Here is a 21,955-nt window from a genome sequence, read left to right as displayed (position 1 = left end):
ATAGACTTTCCTGGCTGGCTTGGATAGCTGCTCGTACTAGCGCCGTTGTGCGGGCGCTGCCGTGAAGTAGTTGTCCCATAAATTATCATGAAATTTGTGAGGTGAAGGTACACCATCACACTCTGGGACTATACACCTAGTGTAAGAAGTCTCAGTACTACTATTAATCCTATCCAATTCTTTGATTCAGTCATAAGTACCGGAGGTGATTATAGGGAGTTAATTTGCAAAGGTTTTTGGCCAAAAATCAAATGTCTCAATGATTCTAGCTCGTTTAATTGCAATCGAAACATGTAACCTCTTTGTGAATCGGATAAAACCCTAAACACTCAATGCCTACGCCTATAAACATATTAGTCGTTGATGACGAGCTGCCGATTCGTGCACTTTTTCTGCAACGCTTTCGACATGAAATTAGCCGGGCGGAAATTCAATTCACCTTTGCCCAGTCTGGAGAAGAAGCTCTGGATCAACTAGCTGACTCAGAAGTCATCCTAATATTATCCGACATTAATATGCCAGGCATGAGTGGACTGGAATTATTGCGCCGAATCCGGACTAAGTACCCTCACAAACCACCTGCCATCTTCATGCTCACGGCCTATAGCGACGCTAAAAATAAAGAACAGGTCCGTCTGTACGGTGCTGATGATTTTCTGACTAAACCCATTGATTTTAACCTACTCAGACAAAAAATAGTCGAACTTCATAGAAGTTAACTGAAGCAAACCCTTCCCTTTCCATAATGAGCACAAAGATTTTGGTCGTTGATGATGAACTAGGATTACAGCTTTTAATGAAACAGAGATTTCGGCACCGCATCCAAGCGGGGGAATATTCGTTTCTATTTGCTACCAGTGGGCAGGAGGCACTGACCATCCTTCGTCAGCAGTCAGATATCGATGTTTTACTGCTCGACATAAACATGCCGGATATCAGCGGATTGGTTCTGTTGGCTCAGTTGCATGATCTAGTCCCTAACACGCAAGCAGTCATGGTTTCTGCCTATGGGGACATGGTCAATGTACGAACGGTAATGAACCGTGGAGCCTTCGACTTCGTGACTAAACCGATTAACTTCCAGGATCTCGAGCTAACCATTGAGAAAACCGCCCGTCACGTTGGTCAACTACGGGAATCCATCCGGGCCAAGTCGATAGCTGATTTAAAAGCGCGTTTTTTTGATAACATCACCCATGAGTTTCGAACGCCCCTCTCACTCATTCTAACGCCTGTGAATTCGATGCTTCAGGAAGGGTATTATCAGGGCGCTCATCAACGTAATCTGCTGATGATTCGGCGCAATGCCCACCAACTGCTGCATCTGATTAATCAACTCCTGGATCTGGCCAAACTCGAAGCCGACACACTTCCACTCGTTGAAGCCAGAGGGGATGTGGTAAGTTTCTTAGCAGAGGTAGTTGACTGGTTCCAGACTGTTGCCGAACAAAAGGGAATAGTGCGACACGAAGTTGCACGTTTTGAGTATGGATGATCCATTCGGTTAGTGCTCGAACCGATCTCCAATCCGTAGGGGCGTCACTGGTAACGGTGGGGTCTGTTGCAAGCGGATAAGGCCTAAGATGCACGTCAATCCTTGACGCAAGTCGGGCCAGGAGAAGACCGAAAGGGTGAATGAGAATGAACCTCCGATGAGGTGGCGTCAGTGTTGGTTACCGAAACAAGGATTGATACGGTAATGATGGGATAAACAGGAACATTCGACGATTCCTTCGAATGGTGAGCACCCTAGTCCCCGCCATAAAGGAGACACCCCACCCGGTCGTATCTCAAACGTGTGGAACGTGGTAACCCCAATGAAGTCTGTGCATAGTGTGCAGTAGGCCTGACCGCGAGGGAAGGCACACCGCTTCATCGGTCCGCCGAAGCGGTGGGAACAGGAGGACTCAAGAAGCGAAGGCTGGCAAGCCGAAAGGCAACGGGAATTCATAACCGGCTAGATAGGGCAATACCTACCTTGAAAGAGGGCTGACGTGGGTCTGGTGGATGACCCCAAAGACGGAAGAACAGATTTTGAACAAGGAGCTTAGTTCGATGCACCCTAAACCGGAAGCAAACCGACTCATTGGACCAACTGACTGGCATGCTATTGACTGGCAGAAAGCCTTTCGGTTGCTCAAAAATCTACGCTCCCGCATCTTTCGGGCAGCTCAGGAAGGCAACTATAAAAAGGTGCGTTCCTTACAAAAGTTAATGTTGCGAAGTTATGCGAACCGAGTGACCAGCGTCCGTCGGATTACCCAACTCAATGCGGGTAAGGACACGCCGGGGGTGGATCAGGTGGTGGTCAGAACGGCTGTGGAACGCCAAAAGCTGGTGGAGGAACTGAGCCAACACCAACCTTGGAAAGCCAAACCCGCCCGACGGGTTTACATTCCTAAAGCCAACGGAAAGCGCAAGCTAGGTATTCCTGTCATTGCCGATCGGTGCTTACAAACCATGGTGGTGCAAGCCTTGGAGCCGGAATGGGAAGCTAAGTTTGAAGCCAGCAGTTACGGGTTTCGCCCCGGCAGAAGTTGTCATGATGCTATTGAGCGTATCTTTCGGTATGCCCGACCCGATAGCCGACGAAAGTGGGTTGTCGATGCCGATATCAAAGGTGCTTTTGATCACATCGATCACTCGTTTCTGCTCCAACGGACCGGTCGTTTTCCTGGCAAAAGTTTGCTTGAGCAATGGCTAAAAGCGGGGTATTTGGAAGCGAACGTATTCTACCCGACTGATTCAGGTACTCCCCAGGGGGGAAGTTGTTCTCCCTTGTTGGCCAACATTGCCTTGCATGGTTTAGAGCAGGCTATTGGCATGGACTATCAACACGGAGGTGGTCGTGTACAAACGTGCGGACCACGCCGGGTAGTGAGGTATGCCGACGATTTTCTGGTCTTTTGTTCGACGCAGGAAGATGCTCAACAAACCGTATTGCTGCTTAAAGATTGGTTGAAAGAACGGGGACTAGCCCTATCAGAGGAGAAAACACGTATTGTTCATCTGACAGATGGGGTCGATTTCTTAGGTTTCCATGTGCGTCAGTATCCGAGCCGAAACACAGCTACGGGCTGGAAAACGCTCACCAAACCCAGCAAAGCAGCGATTCAGAAAATCCGGGACCGTCTGCGAGTGGAGTGGTTAGGGTTGAAAACCCAGCGTGTGGAAGTGATTGTCAAACGGCTGAATCCGATCATTCGGGGTTGGTCGAACTACTTTCGGATTGGGGTCGCCTATGAGACCTTTACCAAGCTAGACCGCTGGATGTTCGACCGTCAGGTACGCTATGTTCGTCGGATGCATCCCCGTAAAAACTACGCCCGCTTCGGCGGTCCGATGGAAACAGGCCAAGTATTGGGGACGGCTCAATCTGGATCGCCAGGATAAGTGGGTGTTTGGGGATAAACAGACGGGTATGGCACTCCAGAAGTTTGTCTGGACGCCAATCCAACGGCATATCCTGATTTAGCATACTGCCTCTCCGGACGATCCTAGTTTGCGGGCGTACTGGCAGAAACGTACCCAACGAAAGTCGGCTGAGTTAGTACCCAGCAAGCAACGGATTGCCCGACGGCAGAACCACCAATGTCCGGTCTGCAAAACGAGTCTGTTTACGGATGAAGCCTTGCACGTTCATCATGTCAAACCAAAGCAGGAAGGGGGCAGTGATGCCTATTCCAATCTGCGGTTAGTTCATGTGACGTGTCATCAACAGGCACACTCGAAAGCATTCGCAGCAACAAAAACAAAGCAAGGAACCCTGAGCCGGTTGTCATCTGCTTGAGCCGGATGTGTTGGAAGGCACAAGTCCGGTTCTGAGGAGGGAAGGGAGCCGCAAGGCTCCTGACCTATCCGACTACAACGCTCATCTGTTAGAGTTACTTTATGAATTAAACCTCGCTGTCTGGCTTGAATCCTCTTTGCAGATCAAGCAGGCAGGCGGTATGCAGCGAGGCAAAACAGACAAGGTGGATGCCCAACGCATTGCTCAATACGCCTACCGCTTTCGCGACCAGATGCGCCTGTGGGAGCCGCCACGCGAGGTTATGCAAAAATTAACCTTTCTGAGCGCTACCCGCCAGCGGCTCAATCAGGCGTATAACCTGCTGGCCGTTCCAGTAGCCGAACAGAAAACATTCATCAGCAAGTCTCTGCAAAAAGCTCTCAAAGGGAATATCAAGAAGTCAGTTGCTGCCCTGAAAGAAGAGCAAAAAGCCATCGACAAGCAGATTAAAGAACTCATTCAAGCCGACCCTCGGCTGAAAGAATTATTCGATCTGATGATCTCCGTACCAGGCATTGGGCCGGTGATTGCCACCGAGCTGTTGATCACTACGAATGAAATGCAGACGATCAATGATCCCAAAAAATTAGCCTGCCATGCTGGGGTTGCTCCCTTTGCGTACAGCTCCGGAACGAGTGTACGTGGCAAAACCAGAGTGAGTCATCAAACTGCTTCGGCAGTCCGATCGAAAACGGCTGAAAGCGTTGATCCATATGGGCACCATGTCGGCGATTCAGGTACCGGGTGACCTTCAGCGCTACTACCAGCGTAAGCTGGCTGAGGGTAAGCACACGATGTTAGTACTCAATGCGGTCCGCAACAATCGGACCGCCGAAGCGGTTGATTCACCGGGTTTGTGCGGTTGTTCGTCGGGGTGAAAAATATGACAAAAATTATGCGCCAGGCCTTGCTTGATCCATAGAAATCGGTGCGGTCGGCCCGGCGGCATTCCGGTGCGGTATTGTGCCCGGCCACAGCGGCTAGCCACCTCTTTTCTGGGTTATGCCCAACAGTCTCAGATAACGCTCTCAACCGAGACAGAGGAGCGTGATGGTGAAGCCCACGTGTTTACTAACTGGCAAACGTAATCCGTCGCGTAAGAAATGGCGGACGCGGTTTGATGATCTACGTACTTACTGGTGGGATACGGTTACGCTGCCCGAGTTAACCAAAGGCTCCCTTGCCCAACTTGGATTATCAACCTAGGACAGGGTTGAAGCCTCAACCGTCGCCTAGTGTCCATAGAAAAGCCTGCTCAACAAGCAGGCCTTCTACTGACTAGTACACGAGAAGTGATAGACTAACAGGCCGGTTCTAATTAGCCTGTCGGCCATTACTTCGACCTATCCTTACTTACGGATCAGGCCACTACTGAGACTGGCTACCGGTAGCCATGTGCCACGCACTTGCGTTGAGAACTATCAAAAAAATCATCCTGATATATTAAAAGGCATACTCTCACAAAAGGCTCATTCAAGAGATAATGAGCGTTTCATGCGTCTGCATCTTAATTGGAGCGCTTTAGAGAGACGTCAACATTTAAATTTCTCTCAAACCGCACCGGAATGCCGCCGGGCCGACGTTCGGACCACGGCACGGTCCGCCGTTGCGGTACCGGCTATCAGCCGCATACAAATCCTTACCAATCAAAAATGATGACAGTGTCTACGAAAGTAATGTATTGTTACTACTGAAAACCCGAAAAATTTGTATCTTTGGACCGTCAGTCAGAAACTGACAATGTAGTCAATGGGGGTTATCGAGCGTAAGCAGCGGGAAAAAGCGTACCGCGAAACATCAATTCTGGAGGCAGCCAAGAAAGTGTTCCTGACGAAAGGACTCATTGCGGCCACTATTGATGACATTGCCGCAGAGGCTGAGCTGGGCAAAGGCACGCTTTACAGGCACTATCGCAGCAAGGAAGATATCATGCTGGCTATCAGTGAGCGGGCCACAAGTGAGCTGTATGCCCTGTTTGCCAAAGCGGCCGAAGTAGATGATTCCGGCCTGGAAAAACTACTGCGTATGACGCGCGAGTACTATGCCTTCGTGATGGAAAATCCAGCCTACTTTGGCTTTATTGCGTTTTTCGAGTCGCCCCTTCCCACGACCAATGCCGGGGTTGTGTATGAAACCACGAATGCCATTTTCGAGTTGTTTCAAACCGTATTGCAGCAGGGCATGAGCGACGGCTCAATGCGCACCGACTTCAAAGCTAATTTGATGGCCAATACCCTTTGGGCTTCCTGCAACGGGATGATGCAGTTTATCGTCAGTAAGGGTGTGCACTTGGCCGAACAGCGGCAAATCGACTCGGGCGAGTTATTTGAGACGTTTCTGGCGTCAATGAGAAACGGGTTGCATAACCCAGAGCGTCAAGTTAAGTAGCGAACACTTTTTTTTAAAAACTTTTTGGACCATCAGTCAGTTTATGGATAATAGTTTATTTTAGACTACGTTACCAGCTGCTAAATGTCTGTAATACCGTGCCCAACACTTTTTTTACAAACATCGGACCAATAGTCACTTTATGAACATTATTATAAATTCTAGCTTATGCTATATTGTCTAACTCATCAACGGCTCGTGCTTTTCCTCCTGCCAGGAGTGGTAGCCTGTTCGAAACCCGACGAAAAGAAAGCCACCAATCAGCCAGCCGGACCCGCGCCCGTAGCGGTGCAGGTGCAAGCCGTGGGCACCACGACCGGCACGCCCTTTCAGACCTACAGCGGCACGATTGAGGCCGAAAACACGGCCAGCCTGGCCTTCAGCGTAGCCGGGACGGTGCGCCGGGTACTGGTGCACGAGGGTGACCAGGTCAGTAAAGGTCAATTGCTGGCTGAGCTGAACCAGGAAGAATACGCCAACCTGCTGGCGGTAGCCGATGCTTCCTTGCAGGAAGCCCGCGACCAGGCTCGCCGTTCGCAGCAGCTCTTTACCGTGCAGAGTCTGACCGAGCGCGAATTGGTACAGGCCACCGCTGGCTTGCAGCGGGCCGAAGCCAATGCCCGCCTGGCCCGTAAGCGTTTGGCCGATACGTATCTGCAGGCTCCGTTCGCGGGTATCATTGCGGCTAAATTGGTGGAGCCGGGCGTTTCGGCCATGCCAGGTGCATCGGCCTTCAGCCTGATCAAGACCGAGCAGGTGTTTGCGCGGGCGGTGGTGCCGGAAGCCGAAATTGGCCGCATGCGACGGGGAACGGCTGTGCAGGTACGGGTACCGGCGCTGGGCCGCGCTTTTCGAGGCACGGTGCAGGTGATTAACCCGGTGGCCGACCCTACGTCGCGTAGCTTCTCGTTAAAAGTGCTGCTGCCCAACCCCGGCCTGCGCCTGTTGCCGGGCATGCTGGCGAGTCTGCGCATTCCACTGCCGGCGGGTCAATCCGCACCGGTGGTGGCCGTTGCGCCACAACTGGTGGTGCAGGAAGCAGACGGAGCGAGTGTGGTCTATGTGGTCGATGTCGCCGGCAAAAGGGCCCGCCGACGTCGGGTGGTGCTGGGGCCGGTGCAAGGCCAGCAAGTGGTGGTGAGCCAGGGGTTGGCCGCCAACGACCAGATTATCGTGGCTGGGCAGCAGCGCCTGCACGACGGGCAACCTATTCGCATCATCCAATAACGCTCTTTGCCGGTATGAACCATAAGAACCCAACCCGCCGTCTCAACTTGATTGAGGCAGCCATGAAATACAAGCAGGTCACAGTCGGCCTCACGATGATGCTGGCGTTGGCGGGCATCTGGGCTATCTACAGCATGCCCCGGATGGAAGATCCGCGCATTACAATCCGGCAGGGGCTTGTGCTGGCCGCCTACCCCGGTGCCAGCGAGCTGGAAGTCGAGAATCAGCTCACCAAAAAGCTGGAGCAGCAGCTCTTTAGCTACAAAGAGGTGCGCAAAGAGAAGACTTATTCGACGACCAAAGCCGGGGCGGTGGTGGTGAACGTGACGCTCCAGGACTGGGTAACCGATACCGATAAGTTCTGGTCCAAGTTGCAAGATGGCCTGAGTGCCAACAGGCAGCTGTTTCCGAAGGCCGTGCAAGGTCCCTTCGTGAATGGTGAGTTTGGCGACGTGGCGGCCCTGATGATAGCCGTGACGGCAAAAGACCGTAGCTACGCCGACCTCAAGGAATACCTCGATCAGTTAGAAGATGGGATTAAAACGCTGCCGCAGGTATCGAAGATTCGGCGCTACGGCGAGCAGCGCGAGCAGGTATACGTAACCGCTTCGGCCGACCGGTTGCGCCAGTACGGGCTCGACTTCGGGCTGATTGGGCAGGTGCTGCAACGCCAGACCAACGTGGGCTACTCGGGTGAGCTGGCTCTCCCCAATGCCAGCGTGCCGGTCTTCACCGAAAGCCTCTACCACTCCCAGGAGGCACTGGCCAATCAATTGGTGTATACTGACCCCACGTCAGGTAATCAGGTGCGGCTGCACGACGTGGCGAAACTCGAACGCCGTGAGGAGGAGCTGACATCGCGCATCAAAATCGATGGCCAGGCGGCCGTGATGCTGACCGTAGAAATGCAGCCGGGCAACAATATCGTGTGGTTTGGCGATCAGCTGAATCAGAAGATTAAGGACGTGGAGGCCCGGTTTCCGGCCGGCGTACACGTACAGGAAATTGTGAGCCAGCCACGGGTGGTGGACCAAAAGCTAAAAGATTTCTTCCTGGAGCTATCGATTGCCGTGGCCTCGGTCATTGCCGTTGTGTTGCTACTGCTGCCGCTGCGCATTGCCCTGGTTTCGGCCGTTGCCTGCCCGCTTTCGATTCTGATCACCTTCGGCATTCTCCATGCACTAGGCATGGAAATTCAGCAGGTGTCGCTGGCCGCGCTGGTGATTGTGCTGGGCATGGTGGTGGACGACGCTATTGTCGTGGTTGACAACTACGTGGAGAAACTCGACGAAGGCATGGACCGCTGGACGGCGGCCTGGCGCTCGGCGACGGACTTGTTTGTGCCGGTGCTGGCGGCCACCGCGGCCATCATTTTTGCCTTTCTACCCTCGGCCATTGTATACACGGGCCTGACGCAAGAGTTTTCGATGCACATACCAGCCACAGTTTCGGTGGCCCTGGTGGCCTCGCTGGCCGTGTCGATGCTGCTCACGCCGTCCTTGTGCTACTTCGCCATTCGTAAGGGGCTGCATCGTAAACAGGCCGATTCGCCGGTGGTCAAACCCTCGATCATTGACCGCGTACAGGCCCGTTTCAACCGGACCGTGGACTGGTGCTTTGCCCATCCCATGCTGGTGCTGACGCTGGGCTTCGCTTCACTGGCGTTGGCTGGCGTGTTCGGCTCGCAGGTGAAGTTTGAGTACCTGCCTTACTCGGAGCGCGACCAGTTCAACCTGGAACTGTGGTTGCCTGAAGGCACGCCAGTGGCCCAAACTGAAAAGGCGGTGGACCGTGTGACAGCTGCTATCAGAGGAGATAAGCGTATCAGCCAGGTGGTGAGCTTTATCGGCACCGGTTCGCCACGCTTTTATTCGAGCTACGCCCCCGAGGCCCCGGCCGAAAACTACGCCCAGGTGTTCATCAATACCCTGAGCGGGGAGGCCACCGTGGAGCTGGCCAGGGAATACACCCACTCGCTCCAGTCGCTGGTGCCCGAGGGCTCGGTGCGGGTGCGTCGACTGAGCTGGAAGGAAACCAAGGCCCCGCTGGAAGTGCGTGTGGTGAGTGACAACGAGGCCGACCTGCGCACTGTGGGCCAGTGGGTGGCGCAGATTTTCAGGGCCACCCCCAACACCCATTTCGTGCGCGACGACTGGCGCAACCCTACCTTAGGCGTGGCCGTGCGCGTGAAGCAGGACGAGGCCGATCGCCTGGGCGTGAGTAAGGAAGCCGTCGCCCAAACCTTGGGCGGGAGCCTTAAAGGATGGCCCGTCTCCACGCTCTGGGAGGGTGATAAGCCCCTCGACATCGTGCTGCGTCTGGACGAGCGTGACCGCCAGAAGCTAAGCGACGTGAGCCAGGTGTACATAACTACGGCCTACAACACCAAGGTGCCCCTGCGCCAGGTGGCCGACGTAGTGCCTGCCTGGCACCTGAGCAACATCGTGCGTCGCAACGGCTTGCGTACGCTCACGGTAAGCAGCGACACCGACTTTGGCCGGGTGGCAGCCCAGATACTGGCTGATGTAAAGCCGCAGCTCGATGCGCTGCAACTGCCGGCTGGCACGCACCTGGAGTATGGGGGCGACGACGAATCGGGGCGCGACGCGGGTCCCAGCACCAACATGGCCCTGGGGCTTAGTTTTCTCTTGATTTTCCTCACGCTACTTCTGCAATTCCGGCACGCGGGCCGGGCGTTGATTGTGTTGTCTACGTTCTTTCTGAGCTTGCCGGGCGCGATGTTCGGCCTCTGGATTACGGGCAATCCGTTAGGCATGACGGCCTTTTTAGGGATCAATAGCCTGTTGGGCATCGTGGTGCGCAACGGTATCATCCTGGTGGACTACGCCGACGAGCTGGTGCGCGAGCACGGCTACAGCGTGAAGGACGCGGCCATTGCCTCTGCTCACCGCCGGATGCGCCCAATCTTCCTCACCTCGTCGGCTGCGGCCGTGGGCGTCATTCCGATGATCCTGAGCCAGTCACCGCTGTGGTCACCCCTGAGCAGCGTGATTGCTTTCGGCATCATGGTGGCCATGGTCATGACCCTGTATGTCGTGCCCGTACTGTACTATATGTCGCTTAAAAATAAGCCTACGGCAGACTCAACCGACCCCCATCAAGACGACCGGCCCGCGTTGGCGCTGGCAACCAACTAGCTTTTTTACGAATGAACGTTCTCTTATGTGTGGGTCTGGCGCTGATGGCGCCGGGCCTCTACGCCCAATCGGTGTCTACCCCCAGCACCCCGCTGTCGCTGGCCGAATGCCGAACCCTAGCCTTGGGGCAGAACCAGCGCCTTACCGCAGCCAATCGGCGGCAGTTGGCCGCCGAAGCCGGGCGTGAGGTCACTAAAACCAACCGCTTGCCCAGACTGGATTTCAGCAGCACCGGCTACTACGTGCGCGGCCTTGGCAGCTCCCTGAATACGCAGGGCCTGACGGCGGGGGTAAGCGTTACACAGCCGATCTATGCCGGGGGGCGACTCCGCGCCCAAACGGCCCTGGCGGGCATCGCAGCGCAGGCCTCGGCCGAAGACGTGCGGGCCACCCGGCAGCAGGTGGTGGCCCAGACGGACCAAACCTACTGGCAAACCGTGGCTCTACGTGACCAGGTGACACTAGCCGAAGGCAACCGTGCCCAGCTGCAAGCCCTGGTGCGCGACCTTGACAATAAGGTCAAGGCCGGCCTGGTTTACAAAGCCGATTGGCTACGGGCCCAGGTGCAACTGCGCGATGCCGAGGTACGGTTGCTGCGAACCCGCGACGACCTGCGCCAAAGCCAGCTGGTCATGGGCCAGCTCATTGGTCGTCCGGATGGCGACTCGCTGCGGCTAACCGAGTCTATCGAGGGTGATTTTTCACTGGTCAGCTCGGCCGATTACACGGCGCAGGCCTTGGCTCAACGGGCCGACCTGCGTCGGCTAGCGCTGGTCAACCTAGCCGATTCGCTGCAAATCGACTTGGCCCGCAGTGCCCGTCGGCCGCAGGTGAATGCCAGCATCAACGCCTTGTATTTGCAACAAAAGCCTGGCTTTCTGCTGGCTGACCGCCACTACGCGCCCGCCTACGCCCTGCTGAACCTCAACGTACCCTTGGTGCACTGGAAGGAAAATCGGCTCCTGGAAAGCCAGCGTCGCTATCAGGCCCAGGCTAGCCGGGCCGACCTGACGGAAGCCCAGCAGCAGGTGGCCCTGGACGTCAGCCGGGCCCTGTTAACACTCAACCAGGCCGCCCGACGCATCGAACTGCACCTACTCACGGTGGCGCAGGCTCAGGAAAATCTGCGTCTCAACGAAAATCGCTTCCAGGCTGGCCTGCTTTCGCTCGTGGATTTGCTTGCCGCTCAAACGTTGGCCCAGCGAGTAGCGTCTGAATTGGTCGCGGCCAAAGCCGACTACCGCATCGCGCAGGCGTCCCTGGCGCAGGCTATTGGCGAGCAGCGCTAACCCGGCCGACGCTATCGTTTTCAATCTTATGCAAACTTGAAATCACGTCGAGCTAACAGGATTGAAACACGTACTGAATTTATCAAAACTATATACATCTTTAAAACACACAATCATGATTTTAGTAACCGGAGCAACAAGTGTTATTGGGCAAAAACTATGTCAATTACTGGCTGAAAGTAACAAGCCATTTCGTGCAATGTGCCGAAAAGAGCAGCAAGTAGTCAAATTGCGGGCACAAGGCATCGATGCGGTTTTGGGAAATTTCGAAAATAAAGACAGCTTGAAATCGGCTATGAAAGGCTGCACGTCTTTATTTTTGGTTAGTCCGCCCACTGAAAACCAACTGGTGTGTGAAACGAACGCCATTGATGTGGCCAAGCAGGAAAAGATAGCCTACATTGTCAGGGTTTCTGCATCCGACGCGAATTTGCGGTCATCGGTGCCCTGGGCAAAGGCGCACGCTTATATTGACCACCACCTTCGTTCATCTGGTATAGCCTGGACGATACTCAAACCAACGGCGTTCATGCAAAATTTTTTGACCATGACGAAGCCGATCTCAAAAGGCTTTTTACCACAGGCTGGCGGTAAGGGGCTGGTGGGCTATATCGATGCACAGGATATAGGCAGAGTTGCTTACCACGTTTTAACAGAAGAGCATCACAAACGAGCAACTTACTATCTTAATGGCCCCGAAACGTTAGATATGAAGGCCATATCGTCAAAATTGTCAGAAGCTTTAGGCAAAAAAGTACGCTATATAAATTTGCCTTCGTTTGCCTTTCGCATTTTATTAAGGGCAACTGGCGCATCACCATGGTTAGCCAATGGCCTCATTGAACAATATGTGGAAGTGGTTGCAAAACACCACGATCAAGATCTTTGTGAGGAGGTGTACAGATTGACTAACCACCAGCCGCGCACTTTTATTGACTTTGCAAAGGAAAATAAGAAGGCATTCTTAATTTAACTTCTAATGACAAATCTAAAAAGTTTAAGGAGCGTTTTTCGAGAATAAATGACAGTGAGTTATTTGATAAAGCCTGTCTCTTTCCCTTATTTAAGGGTTATACTTTTCCAAGCCAAGTTGCGTAAGCTATCTTTTATAATCGATTATTCTAAAACAAAGGCATAGTCTACGTTGCAGAAAAGGCTACTTCAAGGCGCCTTTTTCTGCAACGTGGGCCATAACGTTTTGGACGCTAAACAATGTCGCTTTATTGCGCTTAACGAAACCCATCTTTTAGCTTGTACTTTCTAAAAATTTATAGAAAAAATTATTTATAAGCGTAATTGGTCCAACCGCCGTCTACAAGAAGCTCCGTACCGGTGACAAAGCTGGCATCATCTGAAGCCAAGAATAGGATGGCTCTCGCCAGCTCCTCTGGCTGGCCTAATCGTTGCAATGCTGTCGAGGAAGCAAAATTGTTCAACACTTCTTCCGGTGCAGCTAACACTAATTCCGTAGCAACCGGTCCTGGACTAATGACGTTTACGCGAATTTTTCTCCCCGCTAGTTCATTGGCGGCAACCTGGGCGATTTTGTTTAAGGCTGCTTTGGTAGCCGCGTACACGCTCGTGTTAAGGGTAGCCGCAGTTGCGGAAGCTGAGGATGTGAACAACACGGATGAACCATCAGCCAGATAGGGAAGTAGTCTCTGCAATGTAAAGTAATGGCCTTTCACGTTGACATTAAATTGAGCATCAAATTCAGCTTCCGTAGTCTGCTCAATCGACTTAATGCCTACGATTTATTGCTCATTCAGTGCGCAACTTTTTGAAGACTTCCGAAGTCAAGCAGGAATTTACTCATGTGGCTACACCGGAAGAGAACTCATACATCGAAGCTTTCCACAGTATTCTGGAGCACGATGTAATCGAACGGAATGAATTTGACAGTTATTATGAATCGGACGGCCGAAGCCGCCAAAGAAACACTAGAGCGGTATTTTGTCCACTACAACTTTCACCGACTTCACCGATCGATTGGCTTTATAACCCCTCAGCAGAAATGGGAGGGGACGGAGGTGGTGTACGCCACAACTTTTTCAGAAAATCTGTCCAACTAATAGGGGGCTAAGACAGTCGCATACGGGAATATCACAAGCAGGTTCGTTCAGGGTTGCTTGACGAAGTCGATTCGCTGAATACCTCGACTCAAGCCCACCCACTGCATAGTTGGTTGACCGACCGTAGTTTCTAGTGAAAACGTTTCGTTAATGAGTCCCAGGTCTTCAAGAAACGTTTCTTCCGCTTCGGCAAAACGGGTTCCATCAGAGAAGCGAAAGCTAAACAACAAAAAAGCTTGAGGCCCCTGCTGGCTTGAGCTATAGACTCGAAGCCCCGGCCACATATTAAACTGAATGGGATAGGTCTTGGTCTTGTACTGAATGCTTCCGTCGTATTCGGTATAACGGGGGTCAACAAGGGTCTGTCGTGGGGCAGCTGCCGGTACGACCGTTAGCAGAGCCAAATCCTGGAAAGTGCTGTCTTTCGTCAGATTGAGTCGATTGATGCGATTCGGCCCGTTTGGGCTGACATGCACTTGACGAAGTGTCCAAGTGCCAACGACTTGTGGCTTAAGATCGGTCATGAGCTGAGCCGCTAGCTGGTCATAATCAATTTTGGTCGGTGTATCAGGCGTGCATTGCAAACAGGCGAGACTCAACAGGCTCCATCCCCAGTTACTAATTATGTTTTTAAATCGATGATTCATGGTTTCATAACGAGATTAGTCCGTAAATCTAATCGTATGTTACTAACTGGGGTTGACAATTAGTAAAAATAATCATCTCACTAAATGCTCCCCAGTGAGACGAAGTGAGATTTGCGTATCTGTGATTGGGGCCTTTAACTAGACGATGAATTAAGTCAATGCAGCCAAGTGCACACCAAGTCGTGTTTAGCCTATTTTTTACGTCGAATTTTACGCAAGCCAATCTGACTTGCTTATCTTCACTTAACGGCTTAACTTTATTCACGCTGAATCACTACTCAAAACTTAATCCGGCCTCGGTCTATGAAAGACCTAATCGCTAGCCTACTACTGGCTTTATTACTAGTAGATTGTAGGACCAAAAGTGACCAACATCAAGTGGCCACCGCCCCGGCTGCTGATAACACTTCACTTGCATCGGTAGGCGTTAAAAGCAACGTTCCGCTGTGCGGTACACTAACCAATGACAAAGCCTGGTATGGCTCTTCCCAACAGGCCCCCCTGTTGACGGGCCTATCCGGTTTTCATTACCCCATTACCACCAAAAGCCCTCAAGCTCAACGCTATTTTGACCAAGGACTCCTGTTAGCTTATGGCTTTAATCACGCCGAAGCCGCCCGCTCCTTTTTCGAAGCCACTCGTCTCGACTCCACTTGCGCAGCCTGCTACTGGGGCTTCAGTTACGTACTGGGACCGAATTATAATGCCGGCATGGAAGACGACAATTACAGCCGCGCTTATCAGGCCGTTCAGAAAGCCCAACAACTAGCCTCTAAGGCTACCCAGAAAGAGCAAGCGCTCATCAAGGCGCTGACCAAACGATACCCCCCTCAGCCCGTTGCCAGCCGGACCCCCTATGATCAGGCCTACTCCCTGGCCATGAAACAAGTATACCAGCAGTTTCCTGATGATGCTGACATGGGCGCTCTGTACGCCGAATCCATCATGGACCTGCACCCCTGGGACCTCTGGCAGAAAGACGGCAGCCCCAGACCTTGGACGCCCGAGATTGTGGCCACGCTGGAGCGTTTACTGAAGAAGTATCCCCAGCACCTGGGCATCCACCACTTCTATATCCATGCTGTGGAGGCTTCCCGGCAGCCCCATCGGGGGTTGGCCAGCGCGCAATTCCTCGAAAACCGGGTACCTGGCGCTGGCCACCTGGAGCATATGCCCTCGCATATCTACATTCGAACGGGTCAGTATCACCGAAGCACCCTAGCCAACCAGCGGGCGCTGGCAGCGGATCGACGGTATCTGAAAGCGCTGCACGCCCAAGGCGCTTACCCCTTGTCGTATTATCCCCACAATAGTCACTTCGTGGCGGCGACAGCCACGCTGGAAGGTAACCAGAAAGTGGCGATGGCCGCTGCTCGGCGAATGGCCGCCGAAACCGATCGCCAGATTATGAAAGAAGCGGGTTGGGGAACCTTACAGCACTATTATACTCAACCGTACTATGTGGCCATCAAGTTTGGCCAGTGGGATGCCATTCTACAGATGAAGAACGAAGAACCCAGCTTAGCCTACCCAACGGCGATTTGGCACTATGCTCGGGGCATGGCTTATCTGGCTAAACATGAGCTTGTCAACAGTAAAGCCGAACTCAATCAGCTTACCAAACTGGCGAATGATACCGCCTTGAAAGCCTTAACAGTCTGGAATATCAACTCGACTTACGCCTTGTTACAGATTGCCCAACGGGTGTTACAGGGCGAACTGGCGGCTAAAGAAAAGAATTATTCCCGCAGTATAGCCTTGCTGGAGGAAGCCGTAGCGCTGGAAGATCAACTCAACTATAATGAGCCCCCCGACTGGCTGTTCTCGGTACGCCATCATCTAGGCGCTGTTCTTTTGGAAGCGAAGCACTGGCCACAAGCCGAGCAGGTCTATTTAGCGGATTTGGTGCTCTATCCCCGTAACGGGTGGGCCTTGTATGGTCTCTACCAAGCCCGTCAGGGACAAGGCAATGTCAAGGGAGCTCAGCAAGCCAAAGCCCAGTTTGACCAAGCCTGGCAGTGGGCGGATATCACTCTGGTTTCGTCTCGGTTTATGTAGCGTAGTGAACACGACATTGGCTGCCAGTTTGCCTGCTTAAATGGCTCCCATAACTGGCGGTTACTCATTCTCTCAAAAGGCTCCCGCGTGAGACGGAGGAGCGTTCATGTATGGGAATAAACAAACAAAGAGGGCAAATTTTCGACTTGTTTGGTTATCCCCTCTGATCCACTATGGCGAACAAGTAAGTCGGATTCTGAGAGGTAAAGATTGTCTTCCAATTAACGGGGTCCTCCTAACTTACCGTGTAAATCCGCCCGTTTACAACGAGAACGCCTGTACATCGCAGCCGACATCAATAATAGCTACTGAATGAGCAGCCGAACGGGGAATATCCTATCCGGTAATGACATCGTATGTCACCACCGGATAGATGTCGCTTTGCATGCTTATCGTCGTCCATCTTACTTGCTTACTATCGCTGATCATCCCACAAGGGGTTGTTTTAGTAAATGGACATGGCGCTTCGCAAATCTTCTTCCCGCGCCCGGATTTTACCAACATCGTTCATTTCGGCTCCTCTCCGAAAAGATCAAGAACCGCTCGCCATGCGCGCACAGTGTGTTTTGGGTGATAGCCGACCCCTGGCACGGTCGCTTGAACATGCGTGAGCCCTTCGGTCGATGATCCGTCCGCATTTGTTGGGCGAGCCCAAAAAGCGTGCTGGGCACCGCCATAGATGTTTACACGCCAGTCAACCCCGGCACCCTGTAATGCGTGGCCAAATGCGAGCAGTTGGTCGGGAGTGCACAGCGGGTCCTCGGAACCAGTACAGAGAAGGATGGTGCTATTTACATCGCGCCAGTCATGGGCATCAGGTTTCGGCAGGCCGGGATGAACGACCGCGACGGCTTTGAAGGGTGCGCCTGTTTTCGCAAGCTCAAGTACGATACGGCCGCCAGCACCATAGCCGAGAGCAAAGAGCCGGTTGGCGTCAACATCAGGCGTCGCGAGGAGTACGTCCAGCGCCACGCGACCAATAGCCCGCATCCGTCCTTCGTCGGCCAACAGGGGCATGGTCCGAGCCAGCATCGCATCGGGCATGCCAAAGTAGGTTTGCCCGCCGTGAAAGTCCATCGCGAGCGCAACATAGCCATACGCGGCAAGATCATCAGCGCGGCTCCGCTGGTAGTCGTTAAGACCAATGCCGTCGTGTCCAATGAGAACTGCGGGCCAAGGACCCTTGCCATGTGGCCGTGCTAGATGAGCGACCATGTTTAGGTCGTCTGCGTCGTAAAAGATTTGGGTAGTTGTGATTTCATGCATATTTCACATGATGATGAAAGGACAAGATAGAAACGGTTAGTGTATCTATGCAGTAGACGAGACAAAACTATGGCAGGTTCACCGCCAGTGGGCATCGGTATGACTTGAAATTATATAAGATTTACTTGAGAAGAGAACGATGTTCAGCCTTCATTCGCCAGTATCAGTGGTACGTTACCCCTGTGCTACGGATTAAGATTGGCGGAAACTGAAACCAGAAACCAGTGATTTCGGTAACCGGGTGTACTGATTTATCAAGTGATCATTTCGGCACACCCTTCTTGCCTTAACATACATTACTCACTTTTTAAACGCAAACGGTCCTCCGTGGCAGCGGAAATTTGCCCGCTCCAGCGGCCTGGCTCTTTGTTTGGTTATACCCATATATATGCTTCTTATATGGGGCGTTATTTGAAACGGTCCCTCAAGGAGTGTTTAGCCTCATTTTTCGTACGGTTCTTAAGAACTACCTCAGATTAGTATTCGTAAGTAAAGATATTTGTATAGACCTTTGAATCAGTAGTCGGTTGATAATTCGCTTGTTTACCCACCAGCAACGAGTCAGCTTTATACTTATATTCATAGGTAGTTGTCTCCTCAAGAAACTGGGCTGACAGTGATAGATTGTAGGTCGTCCAGTTGTTATCAGGTTGAACGTATATAGAGGTTCCGTTACTGTAGGTTAATAACCGATTTTTGTCGATTGAGTAAGCTCTCTTACGTATGACTTGGTTATGCTCATTGTAGTTATACTCGGTTCGATCTATATGCAGGTAGATTGGCTTGGGAATAGGCTGAATTACCACTGTGTGGGCGGGATAGTCATGGGTTCTAAACACCGAGTCAGTTTGAAGCACGATACGACCCTGGGGGTCGTACTCATAGCTACGCCTGGTCAACCACAGCGGATAGCGAAAAGCCACCTGTGCCGCATCCGATACGAACACATAATCGTTGTGATAGAGTCCTTCCAAACGACCGTCATTATAGAGTAGGGAATCGGTTTCGTACAAGAACCAGGCATTATCCGTTAAGAGGAAATAGCGACGCATGCGGATGAGCTGTTGAGCCTTGTCGTAATCGAACAGCTTATAATTGACAAAGCGATCCTTATCCTTGACGCTGCTGATATCGGGCTCGTTGTATAAACAGAGTATCGGAAGGCGGTTCGACCATTTGGGAAACTCTACTTTTGTCAAGCGACCGAGCGGATTATAATAGTAGGTAACCGTTAAGCTATCCTTCGTTGAAAAGCGGGCTTCAACAATCTTTCGGACAGGCATTTGATGAGCAGGCTCGGGTAAAGCCGGTCTGGCATTATTACAGCCTCCCAATAAGATGATTGATAGATTTGTTAATGCTATTAGAGCAATAAATTTACTTTCTAAATGCTTGATTATACTATCTATCGCTTTAATATGTGTCAACTTTACTCAGTCTTATACGGTATGCGACTGATTGTCGTTGACAGGTATTTAATAGATAAGGCTTCTGTTATTCTCTACAAACTCTCCTCCTTGAGACGAAGAAGCGTTCAGTCAAATGCATACTTAATTGGAATGGGGAAACAAACGGACTGTCCAATTAAGGGATTTATTGCCCTCTTAATACCAAGTTCAGTACACTCCATCAGGTAACCTTGCCAATTTGAACTTTGTGCGCCATATTGCGGTTGCAAGACCGACACATTTCGGTAACTGTTTATGGCTTACGCAACGCTTCCCTCTCATACGGCCGTCTACGCGCCTTACACGGTGATTGACAAGTCACGCCAAGGTGTGCTTCGTGCTGAAGCTGACCAGGTGGCTGCTCTGGTTGGCTTAACCGACCTGGAAATGGCCCGTATCCTCAACATGTCCGATCGCAATCTGCACCGGCTCAAACCTCAGGATCGGCTATCGCGTGATGCCTCTGAGCGGTTGCTGTTACTGACTAACCTGCTCCGGCATGGCTTAGATGTCTTTGATGAGGACGCCGAGACACTCGCTGACTGGCTACATGCCCCCATTCGGGAGTTGAACGCTCAATCTCCTTTACAACTACTGGACACGACGACGGGCTTTGGCCTGGTCGACGATGTGCTGGGCCGCATTGAACATGGCATTGTTGGCTAAGCTAGCCGCTCAACCGGAATGCTGACTGTTTACCGAACTGTAAAAGCGAAGTATAGCGACCAATCGCTGGCTACCGAAGGGGCTCGTCTGTTTGGTGGACGCTGGAACCCCAAAGGCTTTCCTTTGCTGTACACAACCTCCTCGCCCGCCTTAGCTTTAGTTGAATCATTGGTCCACCAGCCTCGGGTGAAGTACGAGAAGCTGCCCAAACTGCTGCTGTTTACGCTGCGTATACCGGATGAGGTAACCACCTACCCGGTCGAGACGCTCCCTGCGTACTGGCATGAGGAGAGCTATGAGCGCACCCAATGGCTACTCAGAGAGTGGTTGAGTAACCCTACAACCCTAGTAGCGGCAGTGCCATCGGTGGTGGTACCGATGTCCTACAATTATCTGATTCATCCGGCACATGCTCGCTTCAAGGAGATTGACGTCGTCAAGCAAGAGCCATTTCCCGTTGAGCGCCGGTTGTGGCGCGATGAAGGGCTTAGCGCCGAGTTGGAATAGCCGGTCGAGCAGTATCCTGTTTGGCTTGCAGATCAAATCCAACCTTGTTAACTATCATAAGCGTTGCTCCATACGCTTTAAGACCTATCTTTATGAAGTAAACTGTTACCCTGTTCATGAACACCTTGAACCACTTCATTCTAATTGAACTGATCCGCGAAGCCTACGCTCAGCGGGTCGTCGATCACCATGGAGCCTGATGCCCCAAGCTTACCTGCTCGATGACTGGACTACTCCAGAAGGCTACTTAGTCAATGCTATTACGGTCGATGGCCTCAGTTATGAACTTGAGGAGTCGGTTAAGTCCGTTTATCATTGGGCATCGTTGAGCAGTACCACTTTAACAGAGGTGTTAGATCGGCTACAGCAAAAAGCGTTTGTTTAAGCTTAGCTAGCTAGTGTTACAAAAAGCTAACTTACCTCCCATTCCAGCTATTCAGTGACCAAGACACAGACCGCCGTCATCAAAGGAAATCCTCTCAATACTCATAAAAACTCACCTCACATTGAGACGAAGGGATTGATGTAGGGTTGCTTGTAAACTGTGGCAATGGCAGACCGTCATTTGATGAGATGCAACCAACTGGCTACTAAACGCATCTCCTCAGAAATGATCTTTTTAAGACCGTTTCACCCACGGACGGCCGCTGTTGTTCGGATATTATTATGCTCTTCGGATATGCTCGCGTATCAACCGCACCGGCGTACCGGCAAGATCAAAATCTAGCCCTGCAACTGGATGACCTCAAAAAAGCCGGTTGTCAGAAGATAGTTCAGGAAAAGGTGTCTTCGGCTAAGGTACGCCCTCAGCTTCAGAAGATGCTGGAGGTGCTTCGAGAAGGAGACACAATCATCGTTTGGAAACTGGATGGCACTGGCCTTTAGGTTTGTGGTGTGGTAAGATTCTAATATTTGGTAGCTTACTAAAAAAGAAATACAGAGCGGACTTCCCTATGGCATACCGGCCAGGCTAACGACCAATGCGGGGCGGCCCGTGCCGGTGGATTCAGGACCCGCTCTGTTACTACTTGCCAAGGTTCGTATAGAAATGAGGGCATCAAGGCCCAGTAGCAAACGGGGCGCCCCGTGGCGTATCGAACAACAGGGCAAGGGTAATCATATTCAACCGCCAGGCGGCCCTGCCTAAAATACTATTGACCATGGACACTCAATACTTCGTCGGTGTTGACATCCATTGACATAATAGGGTGCGATTCACGCGGGCTTCAAACTGTTTCATAAGAGCTAGCTTCTCCTGGGTTGAATAGCAAGCGTTGCCCGGCCCTTTTTTTTAGCAGCTCGCTTTTGAGTGGTCCGATTTCTATGGTTCAAACAAGGATTGGCGTATAATTTTTATCATATTTTTCGTTCCGGCGCACAACGGCATAAACGCGATGAATTAGCTTATTTCGTACAGCGTTTAGAACTAACATACGATT

The 21,955-nt window shown here is 52.0% G+C and carries 21 protein-coding genes and 1 pseudogene; 17 read left to right on the top strand and 5 right to left on the bottom strand.

All coding sequences use genetic code 11. The annotated features are described in order from the left end of the window. The first annotated feature begins 332 nt into the window (after nt 1-332). From ACFSUS_RS28475 to ACFSUS_RS28425, 11 genes are all read left to right on the top strand, one after another. Complete coding sequence (locus ACFSUS_RS28475; RefSeq protein WP_381528505.1) at nt 333-719, top strand: response regulator; 387 nt, start codon at nt 333-335, stop codon at nt 717-719. A 26-nt stretch (nt 720-745) separates the two neighbouring features. Next, a complete protein-coding gene (locus tag ACFSUS_RS28470; protein WP_381528502.1) occupies nt 746-1,495 on the top strand; it encodes a hybrid sensor histidine kinase/response regulator in 750 nt (249 codons plus the stop codon). A gap of 512 nt (nt 1,496-2,007) precedes the next feature. Then, the gene (gene ltrA, locus ACFSUS_RS28465; protein ID WP_381528499.1) at nt 2,008-3,393 is read left to right on the top strand and encodes a group II intron reverse transcriptase/maturase; all 1,386 of its coding nucleotides are present in this window, start codon (nt 2,008-2,010) and stop codon (nt 3,391-3,393) included. Between the two features lie 109 nt (nt 3,394-3,502). After that, a complete protein-coding gene (locus ACFSUS_RS28460) occupies nt 3,503-3,790 on the top strand; it encodes an HNH endonuclease (RefSeq protein WP_381528496.1) in 288 nt (95 codons plus the stop codon). Nucleotides 3,791-3,797: 7 nt separating this feature from the next. Further along, nucleotides 3,798-4,538: a transposase gene (locus ACFSUS_RS28455; RefSeq protein ID WP_381528492.1), complete on the top strand. Its 741-nt coding sequence runs from the start codon at nt 3,798-3,800 to the stop codon at nt 4,536-4,538. Next, nucleotides 4,513-4,668 carry a hypothetical protein gene (locus ACFSUS_RS28450; RefSeq protein WP_381528488.1) on the top strand — a complete coding sequence of 52 codons (156 nt, stop codon included), beginning with the start codon at nt 4,513-4,515 and terminating at the stop codon, nt 4,666-4,668. The genes ACFSUS_RS28455 and ACFSUS_RS28450 overlap by 26 nt, the downstream gene beginning before the upstream one ends. An 871-nt stretch (nt 4,669-5,539) precedes the next feature. After that, a complete protein-coding gene (locus ACFSUS_RS28445; RefSeq protein ID WP_381528485.1) occupies nt 5,540-6,178 on the top strand; it encodes a TetR/AcrR family transcriptional regulator in 639 nt (212 codons plus the stop codon). Between the two features lie 198 nt (nt 6,179-6,376). Further along, complete coding sequence (locus ACFSUS_RS28440; RefSeq protein WP_381528482.1) at nt 6,377-7,405, top strand: efflux RND transporter periplasmic adaptor subunit; 1,029 nt, start codon at nt 6,377-6,379, stop codon at nt 7,403-7,405. Nucleotides 7,406-7,419: 14 nt separating this feature from the next. Further along, the gene (locus ACFSUS_RS28435) at nt 7,420-10,563 is read left to right on the top strand and encodes an efflux RND transporter permease subunit (protein ID WP_381528479.1); all 3,144 of its coding nucleotides are present in this window, start codon (nt 7,420-7,422) and stop codon (nt 10,561-10,563) included. Between the two features lie 11 nt (nt 10,564-10,574). Next, a complete protein-coding gene (locus ACFSUS_RS28430; RefSeq protein ID WP_381528476.1) occupies nt 10,575-11,852 on the top strand; it encodes a TolC family protein in 1,278 nt (425 codons plus the stop codon). A 115-nt stretch (nt 11,853-11,967) separates the two neighbouring features. Then, nucleotides 11,968-12,825 carry an SDR family oxidoreductase gene (locus tag ACFSUS_RS28425; protein ID WP_381528474.1) on the top strand — a complete coding sequence of 286 codons (858 nt, stop codon included), beginning with the start codon at nt 11,968-11,970 and terminating at the stop codon, nt 12,823-12,825. A gap of 307 nt (nt 12,826-13,132) precedes the next feature. Here ACFSUS_RS28425 and ACFSUS_RS28420 read toward each other — a convergent pair whose 3' ends face one another. Next, on the bottom strand, nt 13,133-13,588 hold the full coding sequence (locus ACFSUS_RS28420) for an SDR family oxidoreductase (protein ID WP_381528508.1): 456 nt from the start codon (nt 13,586-13,588) through the stop codon (nt 13,133-13,135). A 153-nt stretch (nt 13,589-13,741) separates the two neighbouring features. Between ACFSUS_RS28420 and ACFSUS_RS28415 the strand changes: the two genes are divergently transcribed. After that, nucleotides 13,742-13,924, top strand: coding sequence for a hypothetical protein (locus ACFSUS_RS28415; RefSeq protein WP_381528471.1), 183 nt, complete (start codon nt 13,742-13,744; stop codon nt 13,922-13,924). Between the two features lie 47 nt (nt 13,925-13,971). Here the strand turns inward: ACFSUS_RS28415 and ACFSUS_RS28410 are convergent, their stop codons facing one another. After that, entirely contained in the window at nt 13,972-14,571 is a 600-nt protein-coding gene (locus ACFSUS_RS28410) for a hypothetical protein (RefSeq protein ID WP_381528469.1), read from the bottom strand. A gap of 303 nt (nt 14,572-14,874) precedes the next feature. On the opposite strand from ACFSUS_RS28410, the gene ACFSUS_RS28405 reads away from it, so the two are divergent. Next, a complete protein-coding gene (locus ACFSUS_RS28405) occupies nt 14,875-16,629 on the top strand; it encodes a hypothetical protein (protein ID WP_381528467.1) in 1,755 nt (584 codons plus the stop codon). A gap of 507 nt (nt 16,630-17,136) precedes the next feature. Here ACFSUS_RS28405 and ACFSUS_RS28400 read toward each other — a convergent pair. Next, on the bottom strand, nt 17,137-17,895 hold the full coding sequence (locus ACFSUS_RS28400) for a dienelactone hydrolase family protein (RefSeq protein ID WP_381528465.1): 759 nt from the start codon (nt 17,893-17,895) through the stop codon (nt 17,137-17,139). A 476-nt stretch (nt 17,896-18,371) separates the two neighbouring features. After that, the gene (locus ACFSUS_RS28395; protein WP_381528462.1) at nt 18,372-19,178 is read right to left on the bottom strand and encodes a hypothetical protein; all 807 of its coding nucleotides are present in this window, start codon (nt 19,176-19,178) and stop codon (nt 18,372-18,374) included. A 420-nt stretch (nt 19,179-19,598) separates the two neighbouring features. Between ACFSUS_RS28395 and parS the strand changes: the two genes are divergently transcribed. The 4 genes from parS to ACFSUS_RS28375 all read left to right on the top strand — a co-directional run bounded on the left by parS (nt 19,599) and on the right by ACFSUS_RS28375 (nt 21,401). Further along, nucleotides 19,599-20,009, top strand: coding sequence for a type II RES/Xre toxin-antitoxin system antitoxin (gene parS, locus ACFSUS_RS28390; protein WP_381528459.1), 411 nt, complete (start codon nt 19,599-19,601; stop codon nt 20,007-20,009). A gap of 18 nt (nt 20,010-20,027) precedes the next feature. Next, nucleotides 20,028-20,516: an RES family NAD+ phosphorylase gene (locus tag ACFSUS_RS28385; RefSeq protein WP_381528456.1), complete on the top strand. Its 489-nt coding sequence runs from the start codon at nt 20,028-20,030 to the stop codon at nt 20,514-20,516. Between the two features lie 199 nt (nt 20,517-20,715). After that, the gene (locus tag ACFSUS_RS28380) at nt 20,716-20,901 is read left to right on the top strand and encodes a hypothetical protein (RefSeq protein ID WP_381528453.1); all 186 of its coding nucleotides are present in this window, start codon (nt 20,716-20,718) and stop codon (nt 20,899-20,901) included. Between the two features lie 281 nt (nt 20,902-21,182). Next, complete coding sequence (locus ACFSUS_RS28375; protein ID WP_456243012.1) at nt 21,183-21,401, top strand: recombinase family protein; 219 nt, start codon at nt 21,183-21,185, stop codon at nt 21,399-21,401. 443 nt (nt 21,402-21,844) lie between these two features. Here the strand turns inward: ACFSUS_RS28375 and ACFSUS_RS29210 are convergent. Further along, nucleotides 21,845-21,955 (bottom strand): annotated as a pseudogene (locus ACFSUS_RS29210) (IS110 family transposase); the annotation flags it as partial.

Origin of the sequence: Spirosoma soli, from assembly GCF_042684525.1 — a bacterium.
GTDB lineage: Bacteria > Bacteroidota > Bacteroidia > Cytophagales > Spirosomataceae > Spirosoma > Spirosoma soli.
Note: the sequence above shows the minus strand (reverse complement) of the source record. Positions and strands in the feature narration are given on the sequence as shown.

What these genes read in the sequence shown, in the direction of transcription:
- ACFSUS_RS28435 (WP_381528479.1), top strand. Translation starts at nt 7,420, where the DNA reads ATGAACCATAAGAACCCAACCCGCCGTCTCAACTTGATTGAGGCAGCC.
- ACFSUS_RS28410 (WP_381528469.1), bottom strand. Translation starts at nt 14,571, where the DNA reads ATGAATCATCGATTTAAAAACATAATTAGTAACTGGGGATGGAGCCTG.
- parS (WP_381528459.1), top strand. Translation starts at nt 19,599, where the DNA reads ATGGCTTACGCAACGCTTCCCTCTCATACGGCCGTCTACGCGCCTTAC.
- ACFSUS_RS28470 (WP_381528502.1), top strand. Translation starts at nt 746, where the DNA reads ATGAGCACAAAGATTTTGGTCGTTGATGATGAACTAGGATTACAGCTT.
- ACFSUS_RS28475 (WP_381528505.1), top strand. Translation starts at nt 333, where the DNA reads ATGCCTACGCCTATAAACATATTAGTCGTTGATGACGAGCTGCCGATT.
- ACFSUS_RS28400 (WP_381528465.1), bottom strand. Translation starts at nt 17,895, where the DNA reads ATGCATGAAATCACAACTACCCAAATCTTTTACGACGCAGACGACCTA.
- ACFSUS_RS28385 (WP_381528456.1), top strand. Translation starts at nt 20,028, where the DNA reads ATGCTGACTGTTTACCGAACTGTAAAAGCGAAGTATAGCGACCAATCG.
- ACFSUS_RS28415 (WP_381528471.1), top strand. Translation starts at nt 13,742, where the DNA reads ATGAATTTGACAGTTATTATGAATCGGACGGCCGAAGCCGCCAAAGAA.
- ACFSUS_RS28445 (WP_381528485.1), top strand. Translation starts at nt 5,540, where the DNA reads ATGGGGGTTATCGAGCGTAAGCAGCGGGAAAAAGCGTACCGCGAAACA.
- ltrA (WP_381528499.1), top strand. Translation starts at nt 2,008, where the DNA reads ATGACCCCAAAGACGGAAGAACAGATTTTGAACAAGGAGCTTAGTTCG.
- ACFSUS_RS28395 (WP_381528462.1), bottom strand. Translation starts at nt 19,178, where the DNA reads ATGCCTGTCCGAAAGATTGTTGAAGCCCGCTTTTCAACGAAGGATAGC.
- ACFSUS_RS28450 (WP_381528488.1), top strand. Translation starts at nt 4,513, where the DNA reads ATGTCGGCGATTCAGGTACCGGGTGACCTTCAGCGCTACTACCAGCGT.
- ACFSUS_RS28405 (WP_381528467.1), top strand. Translation starts at nt 14,875, where the DNA reads ATGAAAGACCTAATCGCTAGCCTACTACTGGCTTTATTACTAGTAGAT.
- ACFSUS_RS28425 (WP_381528474.1), top strand. Translation starts at nt 11,968, where the DNA reads ATGATTTTAGTAACCGGAGCAACAAGTGTTATTGGGCAAAAACTATGT.
- ACFSUS_RS28430 (WP_381528476.1), top strand. Translation starts at nt 10,575, where the DNA reads ATGAACGTTCTCTTATGTGTGGGTCTGGCGCTGATGGCGCCGGGCCTC.
- ACFSUS_RS28375 (WP_456243012.1), top strand. Translation starts at nt 21,183, where the DNA reads ATGCTCTTCGGATATGCTCGCGTATCAACCGCACCGGCGTACCGGCAA.
- ACFSUS_RS28380 (WP_381528453.1), top strand. Translation starts at nt 20,716, where the DNA reads ATGCCCCAAGCTTACCTGCTCGATGACTGGACTACTCCAGAAGGCTAC.